Origin of the sequence: Burkholderia catarinensis (assembly GCF_001883705.2) — a bacterium.
GTDB classification, from domain to species: Bacteria; Pseudomonadota; Gammaproteobacteria; order Burkholderiales; family Burkholderiaceae; genus Burkholderia; species Burkholderia catarinensis.
The window spans coordinates 1-21,435 of sequence record NZ_MDEQ02000038.1 but is presented as its reverse complement, the minus strand read 5'-3'; the positions used below and the strand labels follow the sequence as shown (position 1 = coordinate 21,435).

Here is a 21,435-nt window from a genome sequence, read left to right as displayed (position 1 = left end):
ATGCAGGAAAAACAACATGCGCGGCATTTCTACGCGTTCAACGGCGACGCGGACGGCCTGTGCGCGCTCCAGCAACTGCGGCTTGCGGAGGGCGAGCGCGGCACGCTCGTGACCGGCGTGAAGCGCGACATCAAGCTGCTCGAGCGGATCGATGCACACGCGGGAGACATCGTCACCGTGCTCGACGTGTCGCACGACCAGAATCGCGACGCATGCGCGCGGCTGCTGCGCGGCGGCGCGACGGTCCGCTATTTCGACCATCACTTCGCGGGCGCGCTGCCCGACGATCCGCGCTTCGACGCACATATCGACACGGCGGCCGACGTCTGCACGAGCGAGATCGTGAACCGCCATCTCGGCGGCCGGCACGTGCGCTGGGCGATCGTCGCGGCATTCGGCGACGAATTGCCGGCGCTCGGCGACGCGCTTGCGCGCGAGCACGGGATCGACGAGGCCGAACGTTGCACGCTCGCCGAACTCGGGCTTTACCTGAACTACAACGCGTACGGCGAGTGCGTCGGCGATCTGCACTTCGATCCGGCTGCGCTCGCCGATGCGATGCTGCCGTGCGTCGATCCGCTCGATTTCGTGCGCGAGACCGCCGTGTTCGCCGCGCTGCGCGACGGCTACCGCGACGACATGGCGCGCGCATGCGCGCTCGTGCCGCTGCGCGAGGTGCCGGGCGCGACGCTGGTCCGGATGCCTGATCATCCGTGGGCGCGGCGCGCGACGGGGATGCTCGCGAACGAGCGGATGCGCAACGCGCCGCATGCGGCGCTCGCGGTGCTGTCGCCGCGCGCGGGCGGCGGGCTCGTTGTCAGCGTGCGCGTGCCCGACGGCCGGCCGCTCGGAGCCGACGAGTTCTGCCGCGGCTTCCCGACGGGCGGCGGGCGCAAGCGCGCGGGCGGCATCAACCATCTGCCGGAGACCGAATTCGACGCATTCGCCGAGCGTTTCGAGGCGGCGTTCCGGCTCGATTGACGCAGCGACCGGCGACGCGCGCGCCGTGCAGCCATCGCACGGCGCGCGCGTCGTGTGGCCGGATCAGCCGGTCGCGCCCGCGAGCACGGCCGGCACGTTGTGGCCATAGCAGCGCGCCTCGACGCGCTCGGCGATGCGCCAACCCTGCGCGGTGCGCACGAACCGGTCGACGTACCACAGCCCGAGAAACATCACCTGCGTGCCGCCGTCCGGCAGCGCGACTTCCATCGGATTGAAGCAGATCGTACGGCCGCGCGCGGTGTCGCCGTCGAGCCGGATCGACAGGTTGCCGACCATGTGCTGGTACTGCGGAAACTGCGGCAGCACGGTGCGCAGCCACGCCTTCACGACCGGATAGCGGCCGGCGATGCCGCCCATCGCGCGATAGTCGATCGCCGCGTCGGGCGTGAACACAGCGTCGAGCGCGTCGAAGTCGCGCGAGTCGATCGCGCTCGAATACGCGACGACCAGCTCGCGGATGTCGTGATGATCGGACAGTGCTTGCAGATCGGGCATCGGCCGCTCCCGGTCAGGCGTTTTGACGCCGGCGTGCCGCATGCAGTGCTTCGGCGCGCTGTTTCACGTCGCGCGCGCACTGGTCGAAACCCTGTTTCACCCACGCGCCGTGGTTCTGCATGATCGTGTCCGCGTTGACGCCGAGGAACTGGTCGGTCGTGAAATAGCGGCAGCGCTCCGCGCCGTCGGCGTCGATGTACTGGTCGCGGCGCGCCGCATCCTTGTTGTCGTCGGTCGGTCGCTGTTCCCACGACAGCAGGCGTTCGGGCTCGCAGGCGACGAGGGTCTCGCTGACGGGAATTACGGTCTCCGTGCCCGGAATGCGAATCTGCATGTGCACGAAATCGCCGAGCTTACCGGTCGTTTCGAAGCCGACGCAGAACGTGTTCCATTCGCCGTAGCGCGGGAAGTCGGTCAGCACCTCCCAGACGACGGAGGCCGGCGCGTCGATATCGACGGTGATCGAGGTGACGAGATTCGAGGGTTGGGTCATGGCGGCGTATCGGGTGAGGCTGCGTGCGCACCCGGCTGGCCGGGCGCCGCAGCGGTCGGAAAGGTCCGCGCCGGCAGCGGGCCGGCGCGCGTGGCGAGGGTGGGGCGGGACGCGCGGTGCCGGTAGCGGCCGGCACGTGACGCGCATCGCGGCGCACCCGACATCGAGCGTAGGCCGGCCGACGCGGCGAAGAATCGTCGGAATGGACTAAGGCGTTTCACCGGGCGTGCGAGGCAGTGCGATCATCGTCGGGATCGGGATCGGGATCGGGATCGGGATCGGGATCGGGATCGGGATCGGGATCGGCTCCGGCTCCGGCGCTTCGAGCGTCGACACCATGCGGCGCAGCCACGACAATACGTGTTCCGTTCCGTCTTCCGCATCGAGGTGCTCGTGCTTGCCAAGTCGTCCATTGCTCCCGCGATCGTCTGGTTCCGTGACGATCTGCGCGTGACCGACCAGCCCGCGCTGACGCGTGCGGCGGCGTCGGGCCGGCCGCTCGTATGCGTGTTCGTCGACGACACGGGCGACGGCGCGGGGCGTCCGCCAGGCGGCGCGGCGCGCTGGTGGCTGCACGGGTCGCTGGCCGGGCTCGACGCCGCGCTTGCGCGTCATGGCGGGCGCCTGCTGCTGTTGCGCGGCGACGCGCAGCGCGAGATCGAGCGTGTCGTGCACGACACGGGCGCGCAAGCCGTGTACTGGAACCGTCGCTATGCGCAGCCGCAGCGCGACGCCGATGCGGCGCTGAAGGCGTCGCTCAAGACGCGCGGCGTCACGGTCGAGAGCAGCAACGGCAGCCTGCTGAACGAGCCATGGGAGGTGCTGACGGGCAGCGGCGCGCCGTACCAGGTGTTCACCGCTTACTGGCGTGCGGCGCGCCGCGATCGCACGGTCGCCGCACCGTTGCCGGAACCGGAACGGATCGCGTTTCATCCATGGCCGGAAGCCGTGCGCAACCGTGCGCTGGCGCTCGACACGCTTGCGTTGCGCCCGCATGCGCCGGATTGGGCCGGCGGCCTGTGCGACGCGTGGCCCGCGCCCGACGAAGCCGGTGCGCACGAACGGCTCGACGCGTTCCTGACGGCATCGCTTGCCGGCTATGCGGATGCGCGCGACCGTCCCGACCGTCCCGCGACGAGCCGGCTGTCGCCGTTCCTGCGCTTCGGCAACGTGTCGCCGCGACAGGTGTGGCACGCGGTGCAGGGCGCCGCGCACGCGGGCGGCGCGGCGTGCGCCGACAAGTTTCTGAGCGAGCTCGGCTGGCGCGAATTCAGCTATGCGCTGCTGTACTACTTCCCGGCGCTCGCGACCGACAACTTCCGCGCGCAGTTCGACGCGATGCCGTGGCGCGACGATCCTGCCGCACTGCGCGCATGGCAGCGCGGGTTGACCGGCTATCCGCTCGTTGATGCGGGCCTGCGCGAGCTGTGGACGACCGGCTGGATGCACAACCGCGTGCGGATGGTCGTCGCGTCGTTCCTGGTCAAGCATCTGCTGGTCGACTGGCGCACGGGCGAAGCGTGGTTCTGGGATACGCTGGTCGATGCCGATCCCGCGAACAACGCGGCGAGCTGGCAGTGGGTGGCCGGTTGCGGCGCCGATGCCGCACCGTATTTCCGCATCTTCAATCCGGTCGCGCAGGGCCGGAAGTTCGACCCGGACGGCGCATACGTGCGACGCTGGGTGCCCGAACTCGCGGGCCTCGATACCGCGTCGATCCACGCGCCGTGGGAAGCGTCGCCGCTGCAACTCGACGCGGCCGGCGTGCGGCTCGGCATCGACTATCCGGTGCCGCTCGTCGATCACGCCGCCGCGCGCGGCCGCGCGCTCGATGCGCTGGCCGCGTTGCCGAAGCGTCGCTGACGGCCGGCCCTCGCGGCGCGGTGCGCAGTCAGTTGCAGAACGCGACGTGTTCGAGCAGTGCGTACGCGACGCCCGAATGGAAATAGGCCGCGCCGCACCACGCGACGAACGCGAGCGTGCAGGCGGCCAGCGCCGCGCGGATCATGCCCATGCCGGGTTGCCCGGCGCAGGCCGTGCGACGCGCGTGTCGTCGATCGGCAGGTGCAGGAGCGCCGCGAGCACGCCGAGCGCGATCGAGCCGATCCACAGCGGCAGGTACGAATGCGTCGCGTCGTACACGAGCGCGCCGAGCCAGACGCCAAAGAAGCTGCCGAGCTGGTGCCCGAAGAACACGAAGCCGAACAGCGTCGCGATGTAGCGCACGCCGAACACCTGCGAGATCACGCCGTTCGTCAGCGGCACCGTGCCGAGCCACGTGAACCCCATCACGGCCGCGAACACGTAGACGCTCGCGGGCGACAGCGGCGCGGCGACGAACGCGGCCATCGCGAGCGCGCGCACGAGATACAGCACCGACAGCACGTACTTGCGCCGCAGCAGCCCGCCGAGATGACCGCACGCATAGGTGCCGGCCACGTTGGTCAGCGCGATCAGCGCGAGCGCGACGCTCGCGTGGCGGGCCGGCAGCCCGTGGTCGAGCAGGTACGCGGGCAGGTGCGTCGCGATGAACGCAAGCTGGAAGCCGCACGCGAAGAAGCCCGCGTTCAGCAGCCGGAAACCGCGATGCGCGAACGCTTCGCGCACGGCTTCGCCGATCGACTGGTCGGGGCCGGCGGCGGTGCCGGCAGCCTGCGCGGGCCGGTCGCGCAGCAGCATGGCGAGCGGCGCGAGCAGCGCCGCGACGAGTGCCAGCGCGATGAACGCATGCCGCCAGCCGACGCCGCCGATCAGCTCCTGCGCGACGGGCACCATGCAGAACTGGCCGAGCCCGCCGATCGCGCCCGCGACGCCGAGCGCCCAGCCTCGCCGGTCGGGAGGGAACAGGCGGCTCAGCGCGCCGTAGATCGACGCGAACGCCGAGCCCGACAGCGCGATGCCGATCACGAGCCCGGCGCCGACCGTGAACATGCCGGTCGAGGCCGCATGCGCCATCGTGACGAGCCCGGCCGCGTACAGCAGCATCCCGGCGACGATCACGCGCGCCGAGCCGAAGCGGTCGGCGACCATCCCCGTGAACGGCTGCGCGACGCCCCAGATCAGGTTCTGCAGCGCCAGCGCGAGCCCGAACGCTTCGCGCGACCAGCCGTGGTCGAGCGACACGGGCGCGAGGAACAGGCCCTGCACGTGGCGGATGCCGAGTGCGGCGCCCATGATCAGGCCGCCCGCCAGCACGGGTAGCCAGCGTCGTCGGACTTCCTGCTCGATCGGGGTCATGCGTGTCTCCGGATGAAGGCGCGGCGAAACGGCCGCACTCGATCCGATTAGACGATCGGGCCCGTCGTCGCTCAAGCGATCATTCGGTCAGGTTGACATGCGTGCAAGGAATGCGAGGGGCGCGCACGGGCGGGGCGGCAGCGGCCGACCGCGGTCAGGGTTGTCCGGAAAGCCGGCGCCTGCTCATGCGGACGTCGTGTCGTGCGTGCGCATCGCCGCATCGCAATCGGCCGCTTCGGCGAGCATCCAGTCCCGCACGTCGGCGACTTCACGGCGCGGGGCCAGATCGTGCTGGAACAGCCAGTAGCCGTACGCATCCGACAGCGCCTGCGTGTGCGGTCCGAGCACCGCGAGCCGCCCGTCCTCGAGCATCGGCGCGACGAGCGCAAGCCGTCCGAGCGCGACGCCCTGTCCCGCGATCGCGGCCTGAATCACCTGGTCGTACTGGTTGAAGCGCAGCACGCCTTTCGGGCGCGTGTCGCCGAGCCCGGCCGCGTGCAGGTGCGCGTGCCACTGCAGTTGCGGTTGCGGCGGCCCGTCGAATTCGAGCAGCACGTGATCGGCGATCGCGGCCGCGCTCGTGACCGGCCGCGCAGCGAGCGCCGGATGCGCGACCGGCACGACGATCTCGTCGAACAGGCGCAGCGCGCCGGCCGGCGCGCGGTCGCGCGGGCAATAGCGGATGCCGAGGTCGATGCCTTCGGCGCGCAAATCGAGTACCTTGTCGTTCGCGGCGACGCGCAGGTCGATCCCGGGCAGGCGCGCCTGCAGCCGCCCGAGTCGCGGCAGCAGCCACAGCGCGGTGACGCCGATGCTTGCCGTGATCGTGACGGGCTGGCGCTCGCGCGCGGCGGCGAGCGATGCGACGGTGTCCTGCAGGCTGTGCAGCGCCGCATCCGCGACACGGAACAGCCGCTCGCCTTCCGGCGTGAACGCGATCTTCCGGTAGCCGCGCTGCAGCAACGCGACGCCGAGATGCGCCTCCAGTGCGTGTACCTGGCGGCTGACCGCCGACTGCGTGACGCACAGGTCCTGCGCGGCGAGCGTGATGCTCATGCGGCGGCCGACGGCGACGAAACCGCGGACGAGGTCGAGCGACGGGAGACGGACGAGCGGCGTTGACATGCGCGTGACTCATGCGAACGGAGCAGCAAGATTGGTTGAGAACGCGGGACGCGTCAAGTTCAATGGAGGCTGGCCGGTGGGCGCGGGCAGCGGTTCGCGCCGGCCGGGACCACGAAGCATGGGGACGGAGTAAGCGTTGAGGCGCTAACTCGGGGCGACCGCCGTGGGGATGGAATAAGCGCTGAAGCACTAACTCCCTCCAACCACGCCATGGGACCCGAGTAAGCGCTAAAGCACTAACTCTGGCCGACCGCCGTGGGGATGGAGTAAGCCCTGAAGCGCTAACTCCATCCAGCCACGCCATGGGACCGGAGTAAGTGCTAAAGCACTAACTCTGGCCGACCGCCGTGGGGATGGAGTAAGCGCTAAAGCGCTAACTCCATCCAGCCACGCCATGGGACCGGAGTAAGTGCTAAAGCACTAACTCGGGCCGACCGCCGTGGGGATGGAGTAAGCGCTGAAGCGCTAACTCCATCCAACCACGCCATGGGGTCAGAGTAGGCGCTAAAGCGCCAACTCTGACCGACAGGAGACAGGATGACGATTTCGAACGAAGCAAGCGGGACGACGCAGGGCAATCGCGCGGCAGGGGCATTGCCGCCCGAGCCCGTGACGCTGCGCGCGGCCGACGGCTATGAATTGCGCGGCCATGTGTGGCGCCATCGCGGCGGCGGCGCCGCGCGGCCCGTGACGGTCGTCAATTGCGCGACGTCGGTGCGCTGCGACTACTACTTCCGTTTCGCGGCCTGGCTGTTCGCGCAGGGGCGCGACGTGCTCGTCTACGACTATCGCGGCATCGGCGGGTCGCGCCCGGCGCAACTCGCGAAGCTGCGCGCGAACTGGCTCGACTGGGGGCGGCTCGATTGCGAAGCCGCGCTGCAATACGCGCGCGACGCGTTTCCGGGCCAGCCGCTCGACGTCGTCGCGCACAGCATCGGCGGTTGCGTGCTCGGGCTCGCGGCATCGAACGTGCACGTGCGGCATGCGGTGACCGTCGGTGCGCAATATGCGTACTGGCGCGACTATCGGCCGGAACAACGGCGGCGCATGTGGTGGAAGTGGCATGTCGCGATGCCGGCGCTCGCGGCCGTGTTCGGCTACGTGCCCGCGAAGCGGCTCGGCTGGATGGAAGATACGCCGCGCGGCGTTGCGCTGTCGTGGGTCCGTTCGCAGTCGCGCTTCGAGGACACTTTTACCCGAGGCCTGCTCGCGGAAAGCGCGGCGAGCCGCGCCGCGTTGCCCGCCCGCTTCGCGGGACTGGCGGCGCCGATGCTCGCGATCGGCGTCGACGACGACGGGTTCGGCACGGTCGCCGCGATCGAGCGGCTGGTCGGCTACTACACGGGCAGCGACGTCACGCACCTGCGGATCGCGCCGGCCGACATCGGCGTCGACGCGATCGGCCATTTCGCGTTTTTCCACAGCCGCTTTACCGACACGCTGTGGCCCGTCGCGCTGTACTGGCTGCAACACGGCGTGCTGCTGGCCGACGCGCCGGGCGTCGTGCACGCGCTTCACCCGGCGTCGCGCGGGCGGGCGACAGGTAGCGGCGTACCGGGCGTTGCGGCGACCGGGTGACCCGGCGCGAGCGAACGCGCGGCGTCGTACCCGTTCGTTTCATGTCCCCGCCGCGCCGGTCGCCCGCTGTCGCGATCGATTACCATCGGACGTTTCATTCCACAGCAGAGGCTGCCGCGTGCCGATGTCCATTCCGTCCGATTCCGCTTCCCCGGCCGAAACGCCCCGCGCGTGGCGCATGCAAGCGCTCGACGCGCCGGCCGCCGCATCCCGCGCCGGCGTGCGGATCGCACGCGTCGATTTCGACTGGCGGGTGCCGCTGGCATCGCCCGCGTATGCGGCGCTGAGCGATGGCGAGCGCGCGCGGGCCGCACGCTTCATGCGGCACGAGGATGCGGTGCGCAGCGCCGCGACGCGCGCTGCGCTGCGCGGCGTGCTTGGCGCGACGCTCGGTATCGCGCCGCACGCGGTCGCGATCGTCGTCGACGAAGCCGGGCGGCCATCGCTGGACCGCGCGCATCGCGCGTCGCTCGATTTCAATGTGTCGCACGCAGGCGATCATGCGCTGCTCGCGTGGGCGCCTGCGGGCCGCGTCGGCGTCGATATCGAATGCTGCAACCGCGCGGCCGACTGGCGCGGGCTGACGCGCGAGGTCTGCGCGCCCGCCGAGGCCGCGTATCTCGACGGCCTGCCGCCTGCCGCGCGCGCAGGCGAATTCATGCGGGTGTGGTCCGCGAAGGAGGCGCTGCTCAAGGCGCTCGGCACCGGCATCGTCGGCGGCCTGCGCGCTTTCGCGGTCGTGCCGCCGCGCGATGCGGCGACGCCCGCGACGACGATCGTCGAGCCGGCCGCGCCCTCCGCCGGCGTCGCGGCGTTCGACGCGGCGTGGCTCGACGCGGCGCCCGGCTACGCGGCGTGCGTTGCGTGGACGCGTGCGTGAGCCGGTGTCAGCGCGCGGCGCTCACTCGAGCGGCGCATCGTTCGGCGCCGCGTAGCGCGTCTTGATCACGTCGCTCATCGGGAAGTCGAACGACAGCCCCTTCGGCGGCACCGGCTTCATGAACCATTTGTCGTAGAGCGCGTTGATCTCGCCGCCCTTCATCAACTGCACGAGCACGCCGTCGACGAGCGCCTTGAACTGCGGATCGTCCTTGCGCAGCATGAACCCGTAGGCTTCCGACGATTGCGGCGTGCCGACGATCTGCCAGTCGGCCGGCTTCGCGGCGAGCTGGCGCACGCCCGCGAGCAGCACGTCGTCCATCATGTACGCCGCCGCGCGGCCCGATTCGAGCGTGAGGCGTCCTTCGCCGTAGTCCTTCGCGCTGATGATCTGCATGTTCATCTTCTTCTCCTCGTTCATCTTGCGCAGCAGGCGTTCGGACGTCGTGCCCTGGTTCGTCACGACCGTCTTGCCGGCGAGGTCGGGGAAGTCGCGGATGCCGGACGTCGTGCGCGTGAGCAGGCGCGTCGTCGCAACGAAGAAGGTGGTCGAGAACGCGACCTGCGCGTGACGCGCGGCGAGGTTCGTGGTCACGCCGCATTCGAGATCGACGGTGCCGTTCTGCACGAGCGGGATGCGGTTCTGCGACGTCACCGGGATGAAGCGCACCTGCAGGTCGGGCTTGCCGGTGCGCGCCTTCACGGCGGCGATCACGCGGTCGCACAGGTCCTGCGAGAAGCCGATCACCTTGCCGCTCGTGTCGACGTAGGAGAACGGCACCGAGGTTTCGCGGTGGCCGATCGAGATCAGGTTGCTCTGCCGGATCTTCTCGAGCGTGCCGGAGAGCGGTTCCGCGGCGAACGACGCGCCGCACGCGAGTGCGCACGCGGCGACGAGCAGGCGGCGGCCGAACAGCGCGGTGAAGCGTGACGGGAAGTGCATGGCGGGTCTCCGTGGCGAATGATGATCCGTATGTTGCCAAAGACAAAATAATTGCAACATCTGTTAATAACCTGATCCGGCGGGCCGATCCGGCGGGCTGCGCCGGATATCAGGGAAACTCCCGAGTCGAAATCGATGAAAAACGGGTTGTCTAGACAAGTTCGGCTAGCTACACTTCAATCCATTCCGAACTTGTCTAGACAGGATTGCTCACATGATTACGTTGACCCCCGGCCATCTGACCCTCCCGCAATTGCGCCAGATCGCACGCGAATCCGTGCAACTGGCGCTCGACCCGGCCAGCTTCGCGAAGATCGACGCCGGCGCGAAGGCCGTCGCCGACATCGCCGCGAAGGGTGAGCCGGCCTACGGCATCAACACGGGCTTCGGCCGCCTGGCCAGCACGCACATCCCGCACGACCAGCTCGAACTGCTGCAGAAGAACCTCGTGCTGTCGCACGCGGTCGGTGTCGGCGAGCCGATGGCGCGCTCGTCGGTGCGCCTGCTGATGGCGCTGAAGCTGTCGAGCCTCGGCCGCGGCCACTCGGGCATCCGCCGCGAAGTGATGGACGCGCTGATCAAGCTGTTCAACGCGGACGTGCTGCCGCTGATCCCGGTGAAGGGCTCGGTCGGCGCATCGGGCGACCTCGCGCCGCTCGCGCACATGTCGACCGTGCTGCTCGGCGTCGGCGAAGTGTTCATCCGCGGCGAGCGCGCGAGCGCGCTCGACGGTCTGCGCGTCGCGGGCCTCGCGCCGCTGACGCTGCAGGCGAAGGAAGGCCTCGCGCTGCTGAACGGCACGCAGGCATCCACCGCACTGGCGCTCGACAACATGTTCGCGATCGAAGACCTGTACCGCACCGCGCTCGTCGCCGGTGCGCTGTCGGTCGACGCGGCGGCCGGTTCGGTGAAGCCGTTCGACGCGCGCATCCACGAGCTGCGCGGCCATCAAGGCCAGATCGACGCGGCCGCGGCCTACCGCGACCTGCTCGAAGGCTCGCCGATCAACCAGTCGCACCGCGACTGCGACAAGGTGCAGGATCCGTACAGCCTGCGCTGCCAGCCGCAGGTGATGGGTGCGTGCCTGGACCAGATGCGCCACGCGGCCGATGTGCTGCTGATCGAGGCGAACGCCGTGTCGGACAACCCGCTGATCTTCCCGGATACCGGCGAAGTGCTGTCGGGCGGCAACTTCCACGCCGAGCCCGTTGCCTTCGCGGCAGACAACCTCGCGCTCGCCGCGGCGGAAATCGGCGCGCTGGCCGAGCGCCGCATCGCGCTGCTGATCGACGCGACGCTGTCGGGCCTGCCCCCGTTCCTCGTGAGGGATGGCGGCGTGAACTCGGGTTTCATGATCGCGCATGTGACGGCTGCCGCGCTCGCGTCGGAAAACAAGACGCTCGCGCACCCGGCGTCGGTCGACTCGCTGCCGACCTCGGCGAACCAGGAAGACCACGTGTCGATGGCGACGTTCGCCGCGCGCAAGCTCGCCGACATCGCGGACAACACGAAGCACATCCTCGCGATCGAACTGCTGGCCGCCGCGCAAGGCGTCGACCTGCGCGCGCCGTACCACACGAGCCCGAAGCTGGCGCCCGTGATGGAAACGATCCGCAGCAAGGTCGCGCACTACGAGCTCGACCATTACTTCGCGCCGGACATCGCGGCGACCGCGAAGCTGGTCGGCGAGCGCGCGTTCGCGAAGGTCGCTCCGTTCTCGTTCGCATCGGAACAGTAAGCCCATGAGCGCGCCGGTCTACCAGGAGATCAAGGATTTCATCCTGGCCCGCATCCACGCCGGCGAGTGGGAGGAGGGCGACCAGGTGCCGTCCGAGAACGAGCTGGCCCGCGACTTCAAGGTCGCGCGCATGACCGTCAACCGCGCGCTGCGCGAGTTGACGGCCGAGCAGGTGCTCACGCGCATGAAGGGCGCGGGCACCTACGTCGCGCGGCCGAAGTACGAGTCGACGCTGGTGGCGATCCGCAGCATCTCGGAGGAGGTCGGCGCACGCGGGCATGCGTATCACGCCAGCGTGCTCGGCCTCGACACGATCCGCGCCGACGAGGCGCTCGCCGACGAGATGCAGGTGGCCGTGCGCGCGCAGCTGTTTCATTCGCAGGTGCTGCACTTCGAGAACGACGAGCCCGTGCAGCTCGAAGAACGATGGGTGAATCCGGCGGTCGCGCCGGATTACGCCGAGCAGGATTTCACGAACACGACGCCGAACCTGTACCTGATGCGCGCGGCTCCGCTGCAGCGCGTCGAGTACCGGATCGAAGCGGCGGCCCCGGCGCCGGAGCGGCGCGAGCAGCTGCGGATGGACGACGTCGAGCCGTGTCTGGTTTTACATCGGCGCACCTGGTCGCAGGGCGTCGTCGCCTCGGTGGCGAATCTGTGGCATCCCGGCAGCCGTTATCGCTTCACCGGGCATTTCTGATTCCTATTTGATATTCATTTTCCTTCGGGAGCAGCCGTCATGAACCATCCGAAACACATCGATCCCCGTCTCGATCCGACGCGCACGATCCGCGCGCCGCGCGGCAGCGAAAAGACCTGCAAGACCTGGCTGGCCGAGGCGGCCTACCGGATGATCCAGAACAACCTCGACCCGGAAGTCGCCGAGCATCCGCATGCGCTCGTCGTGTACGGCGGCATCGGCCGCGCGGCGCGCAACTGGGAATGCTACGACCAGATCCTCGCGTCGCTGAAGGACCTCGAAGAGAACGAGACGCTGCTGATTCAATCGGGCAAGCCGGTCGGCGTGTTCCGCACGCACAAGGATGCACCGCGCGTGCTGCTCGCGAACTCGAACCTCGTGCCGCACTGGGCGAACTGGGACCACTTCCACGAGCTCGACCGCAAGGGCCTGATGATGTACGGCCAGATGACGGCCGGCAGCTGGATCTACATCGGCAGCCAGGGCATCGTGCAGGGCACCTATGAAACGTTCTTCTCGGTCGCGAACCAGCACTTCAACGGCGATCCGTCGGGCCGCTGGATCCTGACGGGCGGCCTCGGCGGGATGGGTGGCGCGCAGCCGCTCGCCGCGACGATGGCCGGCTTCTCGATGATCGCGGTCGAATGCGACGAGACGCGCATCGACTTCCGCCTGAAGACGCGCTACGTCGACAAGAAGGCGACGACGATCGACGAAGCGCTCGGCATGATCGAGGAAGCGAAGCGCACCGGCAAGCCGGTGTCGATCGGCCTGCTCGGCAACGCGGCCGACGTGTTCGCGGAATTCGTCGAGCGCGGCATCACGCCGGACTGCGTGACCGACCAGACGAGCGCGCACGACCCGATCAACGGCTACCTGCCGCAGGGCTGGACCGTCGCGCAATGGCGCGAAGCGCAGAAGGTCGATCCGCAGAGCATCGTGAAGGTCGCGAAGCAGTCGATGGCCGTCCAGGTGCGCGCGATGCTGGCGCTGCAGGACCGCGGCGCGGCGACGCTCGACTACGGCAACAACATCCGCCAGATGGCGCTGGAAATGGGCGTCGAGAACGCATTCGACTTCCCGGGCTTCGTGCCGGCGTACATCCGCCCGCTGTTCTGCGAAGGCAAGGGCCCGTTCCGCTGGGTCGCGCTGTCCGGCGATCCGGAAGACATCTACAAGACCGACCAGAAGGTGAAGGAGCTGATCCCCGACGATCCGCACCTGCACAACTGGCTCGACATGGCGCGTGAGCGCATCGCGTTCCAGGGCCTGCCGGCACGGATCTGCTGGGTCGGCGTGAAGGATCGCTACCGCCTCGGCCAGGCGTTCAACGAGATGGTCAAGAACGGCGAACTGAAGGCGCCGATCGTGATCGGCCGCGACCACCTCGACACGGGTTCGGTCGCAAGCCCGAACCGCGAGACGGAATCGATGAAGGACGGTTCGGATGCCGTCAGCGACTGGCCGCTGCTGAACGCACTGCTGAACACGGCAGGCGGCGCATCGTGGGTGTCGCTGCACCATGGCGGCGGTGTCGGCATGGGCTTCTCGCAGCACTCGGGCGTCGTGATCGTCGCCGACGGTACCGCCGAAGCGCACGAGCGCCTTGGCCGCGTGCTGCTGAACGACCCGGCGACGGGCGTGATGCGCCATGCGGATGCCGGCTACGAACTCGCGCAGCAGACGGCCCGCGAAGCCGGCCTGAAGCTGCCGATGCTCGGTCGCTGAGCATGACGGCGCTCGACCAGGCGCCGGTGAACGCGACGCTGGCCGCCGCGCTGATCCGCGCCGCGGATCTCGTCGCGTCGCCGTGGAAGAACGGCGGCGGCGTGACGCGCGAGATCGGCGCCTTTCCGCCCGGCGCCGCGCTCGACGCGTTCGCATGGCGCGTGAGCGTCGCGGACGTCGGCACGGCCGGGCCGTTCTCGCGTTTCGACGGGATCGACCGCACGCTCGTGCTGCTGTCCGGCGCGGGCATGACGCTCGCCGAAGCGGGCGGCACGCGCCACGTGCTCGACGTGCCGCTGGCCCGTGCGGATTTCGCGGGCGAGACGGCGATCGACGCGACGCTGCACGACGGCGCGACGCGCGACTTCAACCTGATGACGCGCCGTTCGGCCGCGCGCGGTGCGCTCGACGTGTGGCGCGCAGGCACGCACCGCATCGGGCGTGCCGATACCGTGCTGCTGTTCTGCGCGGCCGGAGCGGTCGGCGTTGAAATCGACGGCGCGCGCCATGCACTGGAAGAAATGGACACGTTGCGGCTCGACGGGCCGCGGCGTGCGTTTGACGTCGTCGTGAGCGGTAGCGGCGCGCTGCTTGCCGTATCGCTCGCCATCGGCGAACGAGACTGAACGCATGAAACCGACTGTCTGGCATCACCTGAGGCTGTGTCCGCACGGCCATCCCGACGAGACGATCGACGACGCGGCGATCGCCGTCGACGAAACCGGCACGATCGTCTGGCTCGGCGCGTTGTCCGCGCTGCCGCACGGCTATGCCCACTGGCAGCGCGAGGATCTGCACGGCGCGTGGGTGACGCCGGGCCTCGTCGATTGCCATACGCACCTCGTGTACGGCGGCACGCGTGCCGACGAATTCGCGCAGCGTCTCGCGGGCGTCAGCTACGAGGAAATCGCGCGGCAGGGCGGCGGGATCGTGTCGACGGTGCGCGCGACGCGCGCGGCCGACGAGACGACGCTGTTCGTGCAAGCCGCCGCGCGCCTGCAGCCGCTGCTCGCCGAAGGCGTGACCGCGATCGAGATCAAGTCGGGCTACGGGCTCGACCTCGCGAGCGAGCGCAAGATGCTGCGCGTCGCGCGCCAGCTCGGCGAGCGCTTCCCGGTCACCGTCTATACGACCTTCCTCGGCGCGCATGCGCTGCCGCCGGAATACGCGGGCCGTGCCGACGCGTACATCGACGAAGTGTGCGAACGGATGCTGCCGGCGCTGGCCGACGAGGGCCTCGTCGACGCGGTCGACGTGTTCTGCGAGCGCATCGGCTTTTCGCTCGCGCAGACCGAGCGCGTGTTCGAGGCCGCGACGCGGCGCGGGCTGCCCGTGAAGCTGCATGCGGAGCAACTGTCGAACGCGGGCGGCACGGCGCTCGCCGCGCGCTACCGCGCGCTGTCCGCCGACCACCTCGAATTTCTCGACGAAGCCGGCATCGAGGCGATGAAGGCGGCCGGTACGGTCGCCGTGCTGCTGCCCGGCGCGTACTACTTCATTCGCGAAACGCAACTGCCGCCGATCGAGCTGCTGCGCAAGCACGGCGTGCCGATCGCGCTTGCGACCGATCACAACCCCGGCACGTCGCCGCTCGAATCGCTGCTGCTGACGCTGAACCTCGGCTGCACGCTGTTCCGCATGACGGTGCCCGAGGTGCTGCAGGGCGTCACGCGCCATGCGGCCGCGGCGCTCGGCCGCGCGGATCGCCACGGCGCGCTCGAGGTAGGCCGCCAGGCCGACTTCGCCGCATGGTCGGTCGGCTCGCTGTCGGAGCTCGCGTACTGGATCGGCCGGCCGTTGTGCGAGCAGGTCGTACGCGGCGGCACGACCGTGTTTCGCCGGATGAACGGATAGGTTTGCTTGGGGCAGGGCCAGGCGCTGACGCTTGAGTTCACCCCGCACAGGACTCACAAACAATGACCGACACCATGTTGTTCGCGGACCATGCGTACTTGCCCGATGGCTGGCGCCGCAACGTGCTGCTGCGCTGGGACGCGGCCGGCACGCTGACCGGCGTGACGCCTGACACCGACGCGCCGGCAGGCGTCGCGCGCGCGGCCGGGCCGGTGCTGCCCGGCATGCCGAACCTGCATTCGCACGCGTTCCAGCGCGCGATGGCAGGGCTCACCGAATACCGCGCGAATCCCGCCGACAGCTTCTGGAGCTGGCGCGACCTGATGTACCGCTTCGCACTGAAGATCACGCCCGACGCGCTCGCGGCGATCGCGCGCTGGCTGTATGTCGAGATGCTCAAGTGCGGCTACACGTCGGTGTGCGAATTCCACTACGTGCATCACGCGCAGGACGGTTCGCGCTATCCGCTGATCGCGGAACTCGGCACGCGCGTGGTCGATGCCGCGCGCTCGGCCGGCATCGGCATCACGATGCTGCCCGTGTCGTACCAGTTCGCCGGCTTCGGCAACAAGCCGCCGCGCGACGACCAGCGCCGCTTCATCAACACGCCCGATGGCCTGCTCGAACTGCTCGACGCGATGCGTCGTGCCGCACCGGAGCACGGCGGGCTGCGCTACGGCGTCGCGCCGCACTCGTTGCGCGCGGTGTCCGAGAGCGGGCTGCGCGCGCTGCTCGACGGCTTGCCCGACGACGCGCCCGTGCATATCCATATCGCCGAGCAGACGGCCGAAGTCGACGATTGCGTTCGTGCATACGGCGCACGCCCCGTCCAATGGCTGCTCGATCGCTTCGACGTCGATGCGCGCTGGTGCCTCGTGCACGCGACGCACGTCGACGCGGCCGAAACGGCCGCGCTCGCGAAGCGTCGCGCGGTCGCCGGCCTGTGCCTGACGACCGAAGCGAACCTCGGTGACGGCGTGTTCCCGGCCGTCGACTATCTCGCGCAGGGTGGCGTGATCGGCGTCGGCTCGGACAGCCACGCGTCGGTCGACTGGCGCGCCGAGCTGCGCCTGCTCGAATACGGGCAACGGCTCGTGCACCGCGCGCGCAACGTGCTGGCAAGCGATACGCAGGCGCATGTCGCCGATCGCCTGTTCGACGCATCGCTCGCGGGCGGCGCGCAGGCCAGCGGGCGGCGCGTCGGTGCGCTGCGCGAAGGGTGCCGCGCCGACTGGCTCGTGCTCGATCCCGATCATCCGGCGATCGCCGAACACGGCAGCACGGCATGGCTGTCGGGCATCGTGTTCGCCGAGCACGGCGAGACGCCCGTGCTCGACGTCTACACGGGCGGCGAGCGCGTCGTGAGCGGCCGCCGCCATCGCGACGAAGCCGTCGCGTATGCCGACTACCGCGCCGCGCTGGCGCAACTGCTGCGCTGACGCGCGGCAACCGGCGCACGCCGCGCGCGTGTGCCGGCAGACTCCTACGGTGATGCGACATGACTGAACAACCGGCTGTATTCACGCTGAAGCAGGGCACGCTGCCGCTGCTGATCTCGATTCCGCACGCGGGCACGCACATCCCCGACGACATCGCCGCGACGATGACGGCCGACGCGCGCTTCGTCGACGATTGCGACTGGCATCTTGAACGGCTGTACGGATTCGCGGCGGATCTCGGTGCATCGATCCTCGTGCCGTCGCACGCGCGTTACGTCGTCGACCTGAACCGTCCGCCCGACAACGAGAACCTGTATCCGGGGCAGGACACGACGGGGCTCGTGCCGGTCGATACGTTCGACAAGGCGCCGCTCTATCCGGCGAACGCGCTGCCCGGCAACGACGAGATCATGCGTCGCCGCGACCGCTACTGGCTTCCGTATCACGACGCGCTGCAACGCGAGATCGCGCGCCTGAAGCGCGAGCACGGCCGCGTGCTCGTGTGGGAAGCGCACTCGATCCGCTCGCATGTGCCGCGCTTCTTCGAAGGCCGCCTGCCGGACTTCAACTTCGGCACGTCGAGCGGCGCGAGTGCCGCGCCCGGGCTCGCGGAGGCGCTTGCCGCGCGCGTGAACGCGCATGGCGGCTATACGGCTGCCGCGAACGGGCGTTTCAAGGGCGGCTACATCACGCGTCACTATGGCGTGCCCGACACCGGGGTCGAGGCCGTGCAGCTCGAGCTGTCGCAGATCACCTACATGGAGGAAACGCGTCCGTACGCCTATGACGAAGCGCTTGCAGCGCGGATTGTGCCGCTGCTGCAGACGCTCGTCGAAACCGCGCTCGCGCTCGCGCATCGCTGAGCGCGGGCCGCCCGCATGCGGCAGCGCGGCGGGGCAGGTGTGTCGCGGCCCGTCGACAAGCAGCAGGCGAGCCGACGCAATGCACAACACGGCATCGATTCCGGGGATCGATGCCGTTTTTTGTCTGATCAATGTCGTCATCGGCACCTGAAAATTTGACGCAATTTTTAGGTGATATAAGCTGAATGTCAGGAAGTCGTCACGCGCGCACCGGCGCCGGGGCCATCGATCGCGGCCGCACCGCGCCGGAATCCGTTGCGAGACACCTTGCCGACGTGTCGCCGCGCGGCATTGCCGCATGCGCTTTATCGCGACACGTGTCCTGCATCCATCAGTCAGTCGAGTACGATCGTGAAAGCCGCCAGCCCTTCGATACGCCGGACGCAAAGTCCGTCGGCGGGCGCGCCGCCTCAGGCCGGGCCGATCCGGCATGCTGATCGCGGCACCCGTGCCGCCCCTCTACGCGAGCGTCGTTTCTTCGCCATTTCCCATCGCGGCCTGCGCCGCTTCAACCTCGTGACCGCGCATGTATTCAGCGCGGTGCAGTGCGACGGCAGCGCATCCTTGTTGCCCTAGCGTCCTTTTCCGCCTCCGTCCCGGGCCGCATCGCCTGTTGCCGCATCGTCCGCGCGGCAGGATCGCGCATGGGCATGCGTCGCGTCGCGGTGTGCGCGTACGGCGCGACCGCGAACCTTCATCGTCCCGCGTGCGGGCGTGCCGCGCGCGACAACCGGAGAGACACCCATGCGTGTGCGCCCGATCGTAGCCGTCACCGCCGACCGCATCCTGCGCGGCGCGCATCCGAACCATACGGCGGGCGAGAAGTACCTGACCGCGCTCGTCGACGGCGCCGGCGCGCTGGCGTTCGTGCTGCCCGCGCTCGGCGTGCACCAGCCGGCGGACGCGATCGTCGCGGCGGTCGACGGGCTGCTGTTTGCCGGCAGCTATTCGAACGTCGAACCGCATCATTACGGCGGCGCCGCGAGCGCGCCCGACACGCTGCACGATCCCGCTCGCGACGCGACCGCGTTGCCGCTGATCCGTGCGGCGATCGAAGCGGGCGTGCCCGTGCTCGCGATCTGCCGCGGCATGCAGGAGCTGAACGTCGCGTATGGCGGCACGCTGCATCAGCGGCTGCACGCGACGACCGGCTTCGATGACCATCGCGAGCGGCCGGCCGATCCGCTCGAACGGCAGTACGGCCCCGCGCACGTGGTGCAGTTCGCGCCGGGTGGCCTGCTGCAGCGAGTCGCGCGCGGCGCGTACGAGGCGACGGTCAATTCGCTGCACGACCAGGGTATCGCGCGTCTCGGCGCGGGGCTCGTCGTCGAAGCGAGCGCGCCCGACGGACTGGTCGAGGCCGTCAGCGTGCGCGGCGCGCGCGCGTTCGTGCTCGGCGTGCAGTGGCATCCCGAATGGCGCTACGCGGAACAGCCGCTGTCGCGCGACATCTTCGCGGCATTCGGCGCGGCGTGCCGCGCGCGCATGGCGCATCGCATTCATGCGGCTGGCGGCGCGATGCCGTCGCCGGCCGCATCCGACGTCGACTGAAAGAGGCCGATCATGCAACCCGAACTGAGCGAATTCCTGCGACAGCACCGCATCACCGAGGTCGAGGCGATCATTCCCGACATGGCCGGCATCGCGCGCGGCAAGATCATTCCGCGCAACAAATTCGAATCCGGCGAATCGATGCGCCTGCCGCAGGCGGTGATGGTGCAGACCGTCACCGGCGACTATCCGGAGGACGGCACGCTGACCGGCGTGACCGATCCCGACATGGTGTGCGTGCCCGATCCGTCGACGATCTGCCTGATCCCGTGGGCCGTGGATCCGACCGCGCAAGTGATCCACGACTGCGTGCATTTCGACGGCTCGCCGGTCGAGATCTCGCCGCGCTACGTGCTGCGCCGCGTGCTCGACCTGTACAAGGCCGAGGGCTGGAAGCCCGTCGTCGCACCCGAGCTCGAGTTCTATCTCGTCGACATGAATGCCGATCCCGACCTGCCGCTGCGTCCGCCCGTCGGCCGCACGGGGCGTGCGGAGACCGGTCGGCAGTCGTATTCGATCGAAGCCGTGAACGAGTTCGATTCGCTGTTCGAGGACATCTATGAATACTGCGAGATGCAGGGCCTCGACATCGAGACGTTGATCCACGAGGTCGGCGCCGCGCAGATGGAGATCAACTTCGTGCACGGCGATGCGCTGCCGCTGGCCGACCAGGTGTTCCTGTTCAAGCGTACGGTGCGCGAGGCGGCGCTGCGCCACAACATGTACGCGACCTTCATGGCGAAGCCGATGCAGGACGAGCCGGGCTCCGCGATGCACATCCACCAGAGCCTGGCCGACGTGCGCACGGGGCGCAACCTGTTCGCCGACGAAGACGGTGCCGTGTCGCCGCTGTTCCACAGTTATCTCGCTGGCCTGCAGAAGTACACGCCGGCGCTGATGCCGATCTTCGCGCCGTACATCAACTCGTACCGCCGGCTGTCGCGTTTCATGGCCGCGCCGATCAACGTGCAGTGGGGCTACGACAACCGCACGGTCGGCTTCCGCATCCCGCAGTCGAGCCCCGAGGCGCGCCGCATCGAGAACCGCATCCCGGGTGTCGATTGCAACCCGTACCTCGCGTTCGCGGCGACGCTCGCCGCCGGCTATCTCGGGATAACGCAGCAGCTCGCGCCGACCGAGCCGATCGCATCGGACGGCTACGACCTGCCGTACCAGCTGCCGCGCAATCTCGAGGAGGGCATCTCGCTGATGGCCGCCTGCACGCCGCTGGCCGGCATTCTCGGCGACAAGTTCGTGAAGGCGTACCTGGCGCTGAAGGAAACCGAATACGAAGCGTTCTTCCGCGTGATCAGCTCGTGGGAACGCAGGCATCTGCTGCTGCACGTATGAATGTGCGGCGCTGTTTTACGGAGGAAACATGACCGATCGAAACGAAGCCTTCCCGCCGCACTCGACCGCCGAATACCGCGCGCTCGACGCCGCGCACCACATCCACCCGTTCTCGGACATGGGCGCGCTCAACCGCGCGGGCAGCCGCGTGATCGTGAAGGCCGACGGCGTCTACCTGTGGGACTCGGACGGCAACAAGGTGATCGACGGGATGGCCGGCCTGTGGTGCGTGAACGTCGGCTACGGCCGCAAGGAGCTCGCCGACGCCGCGTACCGCCAGTTGCAGGAACTGCCGTTCTACAACACGTTCTTCAAGACGACGCATCCGCCGGTGATCGAGCTGTCGGCCATGCTCGCGGAAGTGACGCCCGCCGGCTTCAACCACTTCTTCTACTGCAACAGCGGCTCGGAAGGCAACGACACCGTGCTGCGCCTCGTGCACCAGTACTGGGGCGTGCGG

At 69.1% G+C, this 21,435-nt stretch carries 21 protein-coding genes; 14 read left to right on the top strand and 7 right to left on the bottom strand.

The window, feature by feature from the left end; translation table 11 throughout:
- A complete protein-coding gene (locus BFF94_RS34445) occupies window positions 1-981 on the top strand; it encodes an acetyltransferase (RefSeq protein WP_219140360.1) in 981 nt (326 codons plus the stop codon).
- Window positions 982-1,044: 63 nt separating this feature from the next.
- Here BFF94_RS34445 and BFF94_RS34440 read toward each other — a convergent pair whose 3' ends face one another.
- The 3 genes from BFF94_RS34440 to BFF94_RS34430 all read right to left on the bottom strand — a co-directional run bounded on the left by BFF94_RS34440 (window position 1,045) and on the right by BFF94_RS34430 (window position 2,347).
- Entirely contained in the window at window positions 1,045-1,497 is a 453-nt protein-coding gene (locus BFF94_RS34440; protein ID WP_128849840.1) for a nuclear transport factor 2 family protein, read from the bottom strand.
- A 13-nt stretch (window positions 1,498-1,510) separates the two neighbouring features.
- Complete coding sequence (locus BFF94_RS34435) at window positions 1,511-1,990, bottom strand: SRPBCC domain-containing protein (protein WP_128849838.1); 480 nt, start codon at window positions 1,988-1,990, stop codon at window positions 1,511-1,513.
- 207 nt (window positions 1,991-2,197) lie between these two features.
- Window positions 2,198-2,347 (bottom strand): hypothetical protein, encoded by a 150-nt coding sequence (locus BFF94_RS34430; RefSeq protein WP_162285591.1) that lies wholly within the window; start codon window positions 2,345-2,347, stop codon window positions 2,198-2,200.
- A 36-nt stretch (window positions 2,348-2,383) separates the two neighbouring features.
- Here BFF94_RS34430 and BFF94_RS34425 point away from each other — a divergent pair, with 36 nt between their 5' ends.
- Window positions 2,384-3,853 (top strand): cryptochrome/photolyase family protein, encoded by a 1,470-nt coding sequence (locus tag BFF94_RS34425; RefSeq protein WP_219140365.1) that lies wholly within the window; start codon window positions 2,384-2,386, stop codon window positions 3,851-3,853.
- A gap of 28 nt (window positions 3,854-3,881) precedes the next feature.
- Here the strand turns inward: BFF94_RS34425 and BFF94_RS38260 are convergent, their stop codons facing one another.
- The 3 genes from BFF94_RS38260 to BFF94_RS34415 all read right to left on the bottom strand — a co-directional run bounded on the left by BFF94_RS38260 (window position 3,882) and on the right by BFF94_RS34415 (window position 6,352).
- Window positions 3,882-4,004 carry a hypothetical protein gene (locus BFF94_RS38260; protein ID WP_281426431.1) on the bottom strand — a complete coding sequence of 41 codons (123 nt, stop codon included), beginning with the start codon at window positions 4,002-4,004 and terminating at the stop codon, window positions 3,882-3,884.
- On the bottom strand, window positions 3,995-5,227 hold the full coding sequence (locus tag BFF94_RS34420; protein WP_219140359.1) for an MFS transporter: 1,233 nt from the start codon (window positions 5,225-5,227) through the stop codon (window positions 3,995-3,997). The genes BFF94_RS38260 and BFF94_RS34420 overlap by 10 nt, the downstream gene beginning before the upstream one ends.
- 183 nt (window positions 5,228-5,410) lie before the next feature.
- On the bottom strand, window positions 5,411-6,352 hold the full coding sequence (locus BFF94_RS34415) for a LysR substrate-binding domain-containing protein (RefSeq protein ID WP_219140358.1): 942 nt from the start codon (window positions 6,350-6,352) through the stop codon (window positions 5,411-5,413).
- Between the two features lie 537 nt (window positions 6,353-6,889).
- Between BFF94_RS34415 and BFF94_RS34410 the strand changes: the two genes are divergently transcribed.
- Window positions 6,890-7,930 carry an alpha/beta hydrolase family protein gene (locus tag BFF94_RS34410; RefSeq protein ID WP_128847475.1) on the top strand — a complete coding sequence of 347 codons (1,041 nt, stop codon included), beginning with the start codon at window positions 6,890-6,892 and terminating at the stop codon, window positions 7,928-7,930.
- A 124-nt stretch (window positions 7,931-8,054) separates the two neighbouring features.
- Complete coding sequence (locus BFF94_RS34405) at window positions 8,055-8,810, top strand: 4'-phosphopantetheinyl transferase family protein (protein ID WP_219140357.1); 756 nt, start codon at window positions 8,055-8,057, stop codon at window positions 8,808-8,810.
- Between the two features lie 21 nt (window positions 8,811-8,831).
- Here the strand turns inward: BFF94_RS34405 and BFF94_RS34400 are convergent, their stop codons facing one another.
- Complete coding sequence (locus BFF94_RS34400) at window positions 8,832-9,752, bottom strand: glutamate/aspartate ABC transporter substrate-binding protein (RefSeq protein ID WP_128843070.1); 921 nt, start codon at window positions 9,750-9,752, stop codon at window positions 8,832-8,834.
- A 214-nt stretch (window positions 9,753-9,966) separates the two neighbouring features.
- On the opposite strand from BFF94_RS34400, the gene hutH reads away from it, so the two are divergent.
- From hutH to BFF94_RS34350, 10 genes are all read left to right on the top strand, one after another.
- Window positions 9,967-11,490, top strand: a complete 1,524-nt coding sequence (gene hutH, locus BFF94_RS34395) for a histidine ammonia-lyase (protein ID WP_128843069.1) — start codon at window positions 9,967-9,969, stop codon at window positions 11,488-11,490.
- Between the two features lie 4 nt (window positions 11,491-11,494).
- Complete coding sequence (gene hutC / locus BFF94_RS34390) at window positions 11,495-12,190, top strand: histidine utilization transcriptional repressor HutC (protein WP_128843068.1); 696 nt, start codon at window positions 11,495-11,497, stop codon at window positions 12,188-12,190.
- Between the two features lie 39 nt (window positions 12,191-12,229).
- A complete protein-coding gene (hutU, locus tag BFF94_RS34385) occupies window positions 12,230-13,918 on the top strand; it encodes a urocanate hydratase (protein WP_128843067.1) in 1,689 nt (562 codons plus the stop codon).
- Window positions 13,919-13,920: 2 nt separating this feature from the next.
- Window positions 13,921-14,544: a HutD/Ves family protein gene (locus BFF94_RS34380; RefSeq protein ID WP_128843066.1), complete on the top strand. Its 624-nt coding sequence runs from the start codon at window positions 13,921-13,923 to the stop codon at window positions 14,542-14,544.
- Between the two features lie 4 nt (window positions 14,545-14,548).
- The gene (hutI, locus tag BFF94_RS34375; protein ID WP_128843065.1) at window positions 14,549-15,772 is read left to right on the top strand and encodes an imidazolonepropionase; all 1,224 of its coding nucleotides are present in this window, start codon (window positions 14,549-14,551) and stop codon (window positions 15,770-15,772) included.
- 62 nt (window positions 15,773-15,834) lie between these two features.
- Window positions 15,835-17,211: a formimidoylglutamate deiminase gene (locus BFF94_RS34370; protein ID WP_219140356.1), complete on the top strand. Its 1,377-nt coding sequence runs from the start codon at window positions 15,835-15,837 to the stop codon at window positions 17,209-17,211.
- A gap of 59 nt (window positions 17,212-17,270) precedes the next feature.
- On the top strand, window positions 17,271-18,074 hold the full coding sequence (hutG, locus tag BFF94_RS34365) for an N-formylglutamate deformylase (protein ID WP_128843063.1): 804 nt from the start codon (window positions 17,271-17,273) through the stop codon (window positions 18,072-18,074).
- A gap of 744 nt (window positions 18,075-18,818) precedes the next feature.
- On the top strand, window positions 18,819-19,625 hold the full coding sequence (locus tag BFF94_RS34360) for a gamma-glutamyl-gamma-aminobutyrate hydrolase family protein (RefSeq protein WP_128843062.1): 807 nt from the start codon (window positions 18,819-18,821) through the stop codon (window positions 19,623-19,625).
- A 12-nt stretch (window positions 19,626-19,637) separates the two neighbouring features.
- Window positions 19,638-20,975, top strand: coding sequence for a glutamine synthetase family protein (locus tag BFF94_RS34355; protein WP_128843061.1), 1,338 nt, complete (start codon window positions 19,638-19,640; stop codon window positions 20,973-20,975).
- Between the two features lie 28 nt (window positions 20,976-21,003).
- The coding region (locus BFF94_RS34350; protein WP_219140355.1) for an aminotransferase class III-fold pyridoxal phosphate-dependent enzyme at window positions 21,004-21,435 on the top strand (432 nt) is incomplete at its 3' end.

Bases quoted from the DNA above. Each gene is read 5' to 3' on its own strand.
- BFF94_RS34440 (WP_128849840.1), bottom strand. From the start codon at position 1,497: ATGCCCGATCTGCAAGCACTGTCCGATCATCACGACATCCGCGAGCTG.
- BFF94_RS34380 (WP_128843066.1), top strand. From the start codon at position 13,921: ATGACGGCGCTCGACCAGGCGCCGGTGAACGCGACGCTGGCCGCCGCG.
- hutG (WP_128843063.1), top strand. From the start codon at position 17,271: ATGACTGAACAACCGGCTGTATTCACGCTGAAGCAGGGCACGCTGCCG.
- BFF94_RS34400 (WP_128843070.1), bottom strand. From the start codon at position 9,752: ATGCACTTCCCGTCACGCTTCACCGCGCTGTTCGGCCGCCGCCTGCTC.
- BFF94_RS38260 (WP_281426431.1), bottom strand. From the start codon at position 4,004: ATGGGCATGATCCGCGCGGCGCTGGCCGCCTGCACGCTCGCGTTCGTC.
- BFF94_RS34415 (WP_219140358.1), bottom strand. From the start codon at position 6,352: ATGTCAACGCCGCTCGTCCGTCTCCCGTCGCTCGACCTCGTCCGCGGT.
- BFF94_RS34405 (WP_219140357.1), top strand. From the start codon at position 8,055: ATGTCCATTCCGTCCGATTCCGCTTCCCCGGCCGAAACGCCCCGCGCG.
- BFF94_RS34410 (WP_128847475.1), top strand. From the start codon at position 6,890: ATGACGATTTCGAACGAAGCAAGCGGGACGACGCAGGGCAATCGCGCG.
- BFF94_RS34445 (WP_219140360.1), top strand. From the start codon at position 1: ATGCAGGAAAAACAACATGCGCGGCATTTCTACGCGTTCAACGGCGAC.
- hutH (WP_128843069.1), top strand. From the start codon at position 9,967: ATGATTACGTTGACCCCCGGCCATCTGACCCTCCCGCAATTGCGCCAG.
- hutU (WP_128843067.1), top strand. From the start codon at position 12,230: ATGAACCATCCGAAACACATCGATCCCCGTCTCGATCCGACGCGCACG.
- BFF94_RS34355 (WP_128843061.1), top strand. From the start codon at position 19,638: ATGCAACCCGAACTGAGCGAATTCCTGCGACAGCACCGCATCACCGAG.
- BFF94_RS34420 (WP_219140359.1), bottom strand. From the start codon at position 5,227: ATGACCCCGATCGAGCAGGAAGTCCGACGACGCTGGCTACCCGTGCTG.
- BFF94_RS34360 (WP_128843062.1), top strand. From the start codon at position 18,819: ATGCGTGTGCGCCCGATCGTAGCCGTCACCGCCGACCGCATCCTGCGC.
- hutC (WP_128843068.1), top strand. From the start codon at position 11,495: ATGAGCGCGCCGGTCTACCAGGAGATCAAGGATTTCATCCTGGCCCGC.
- BFF94_RS34435 (WP_128849838.1), bottom strand. From the start codon at position 1,990: ATGACCCAACCCTCGAATCTCGTCACCTCGATCACCGTCGATATCGAC.
- hutI (WP_128843065.1), top strand. From the start codon at position 14,549: ATGAAACCGACTGTCTGGCATCACCTGAGGCTGTGTCCGCACGGCCAT.
- BFF94_RS34370 (WP_219140356.1), top strand. From the start codon at position 15,835: ATGACCGACACCATGTTGTTCGCGGACCATGCGTACTTGCCCGATGGC.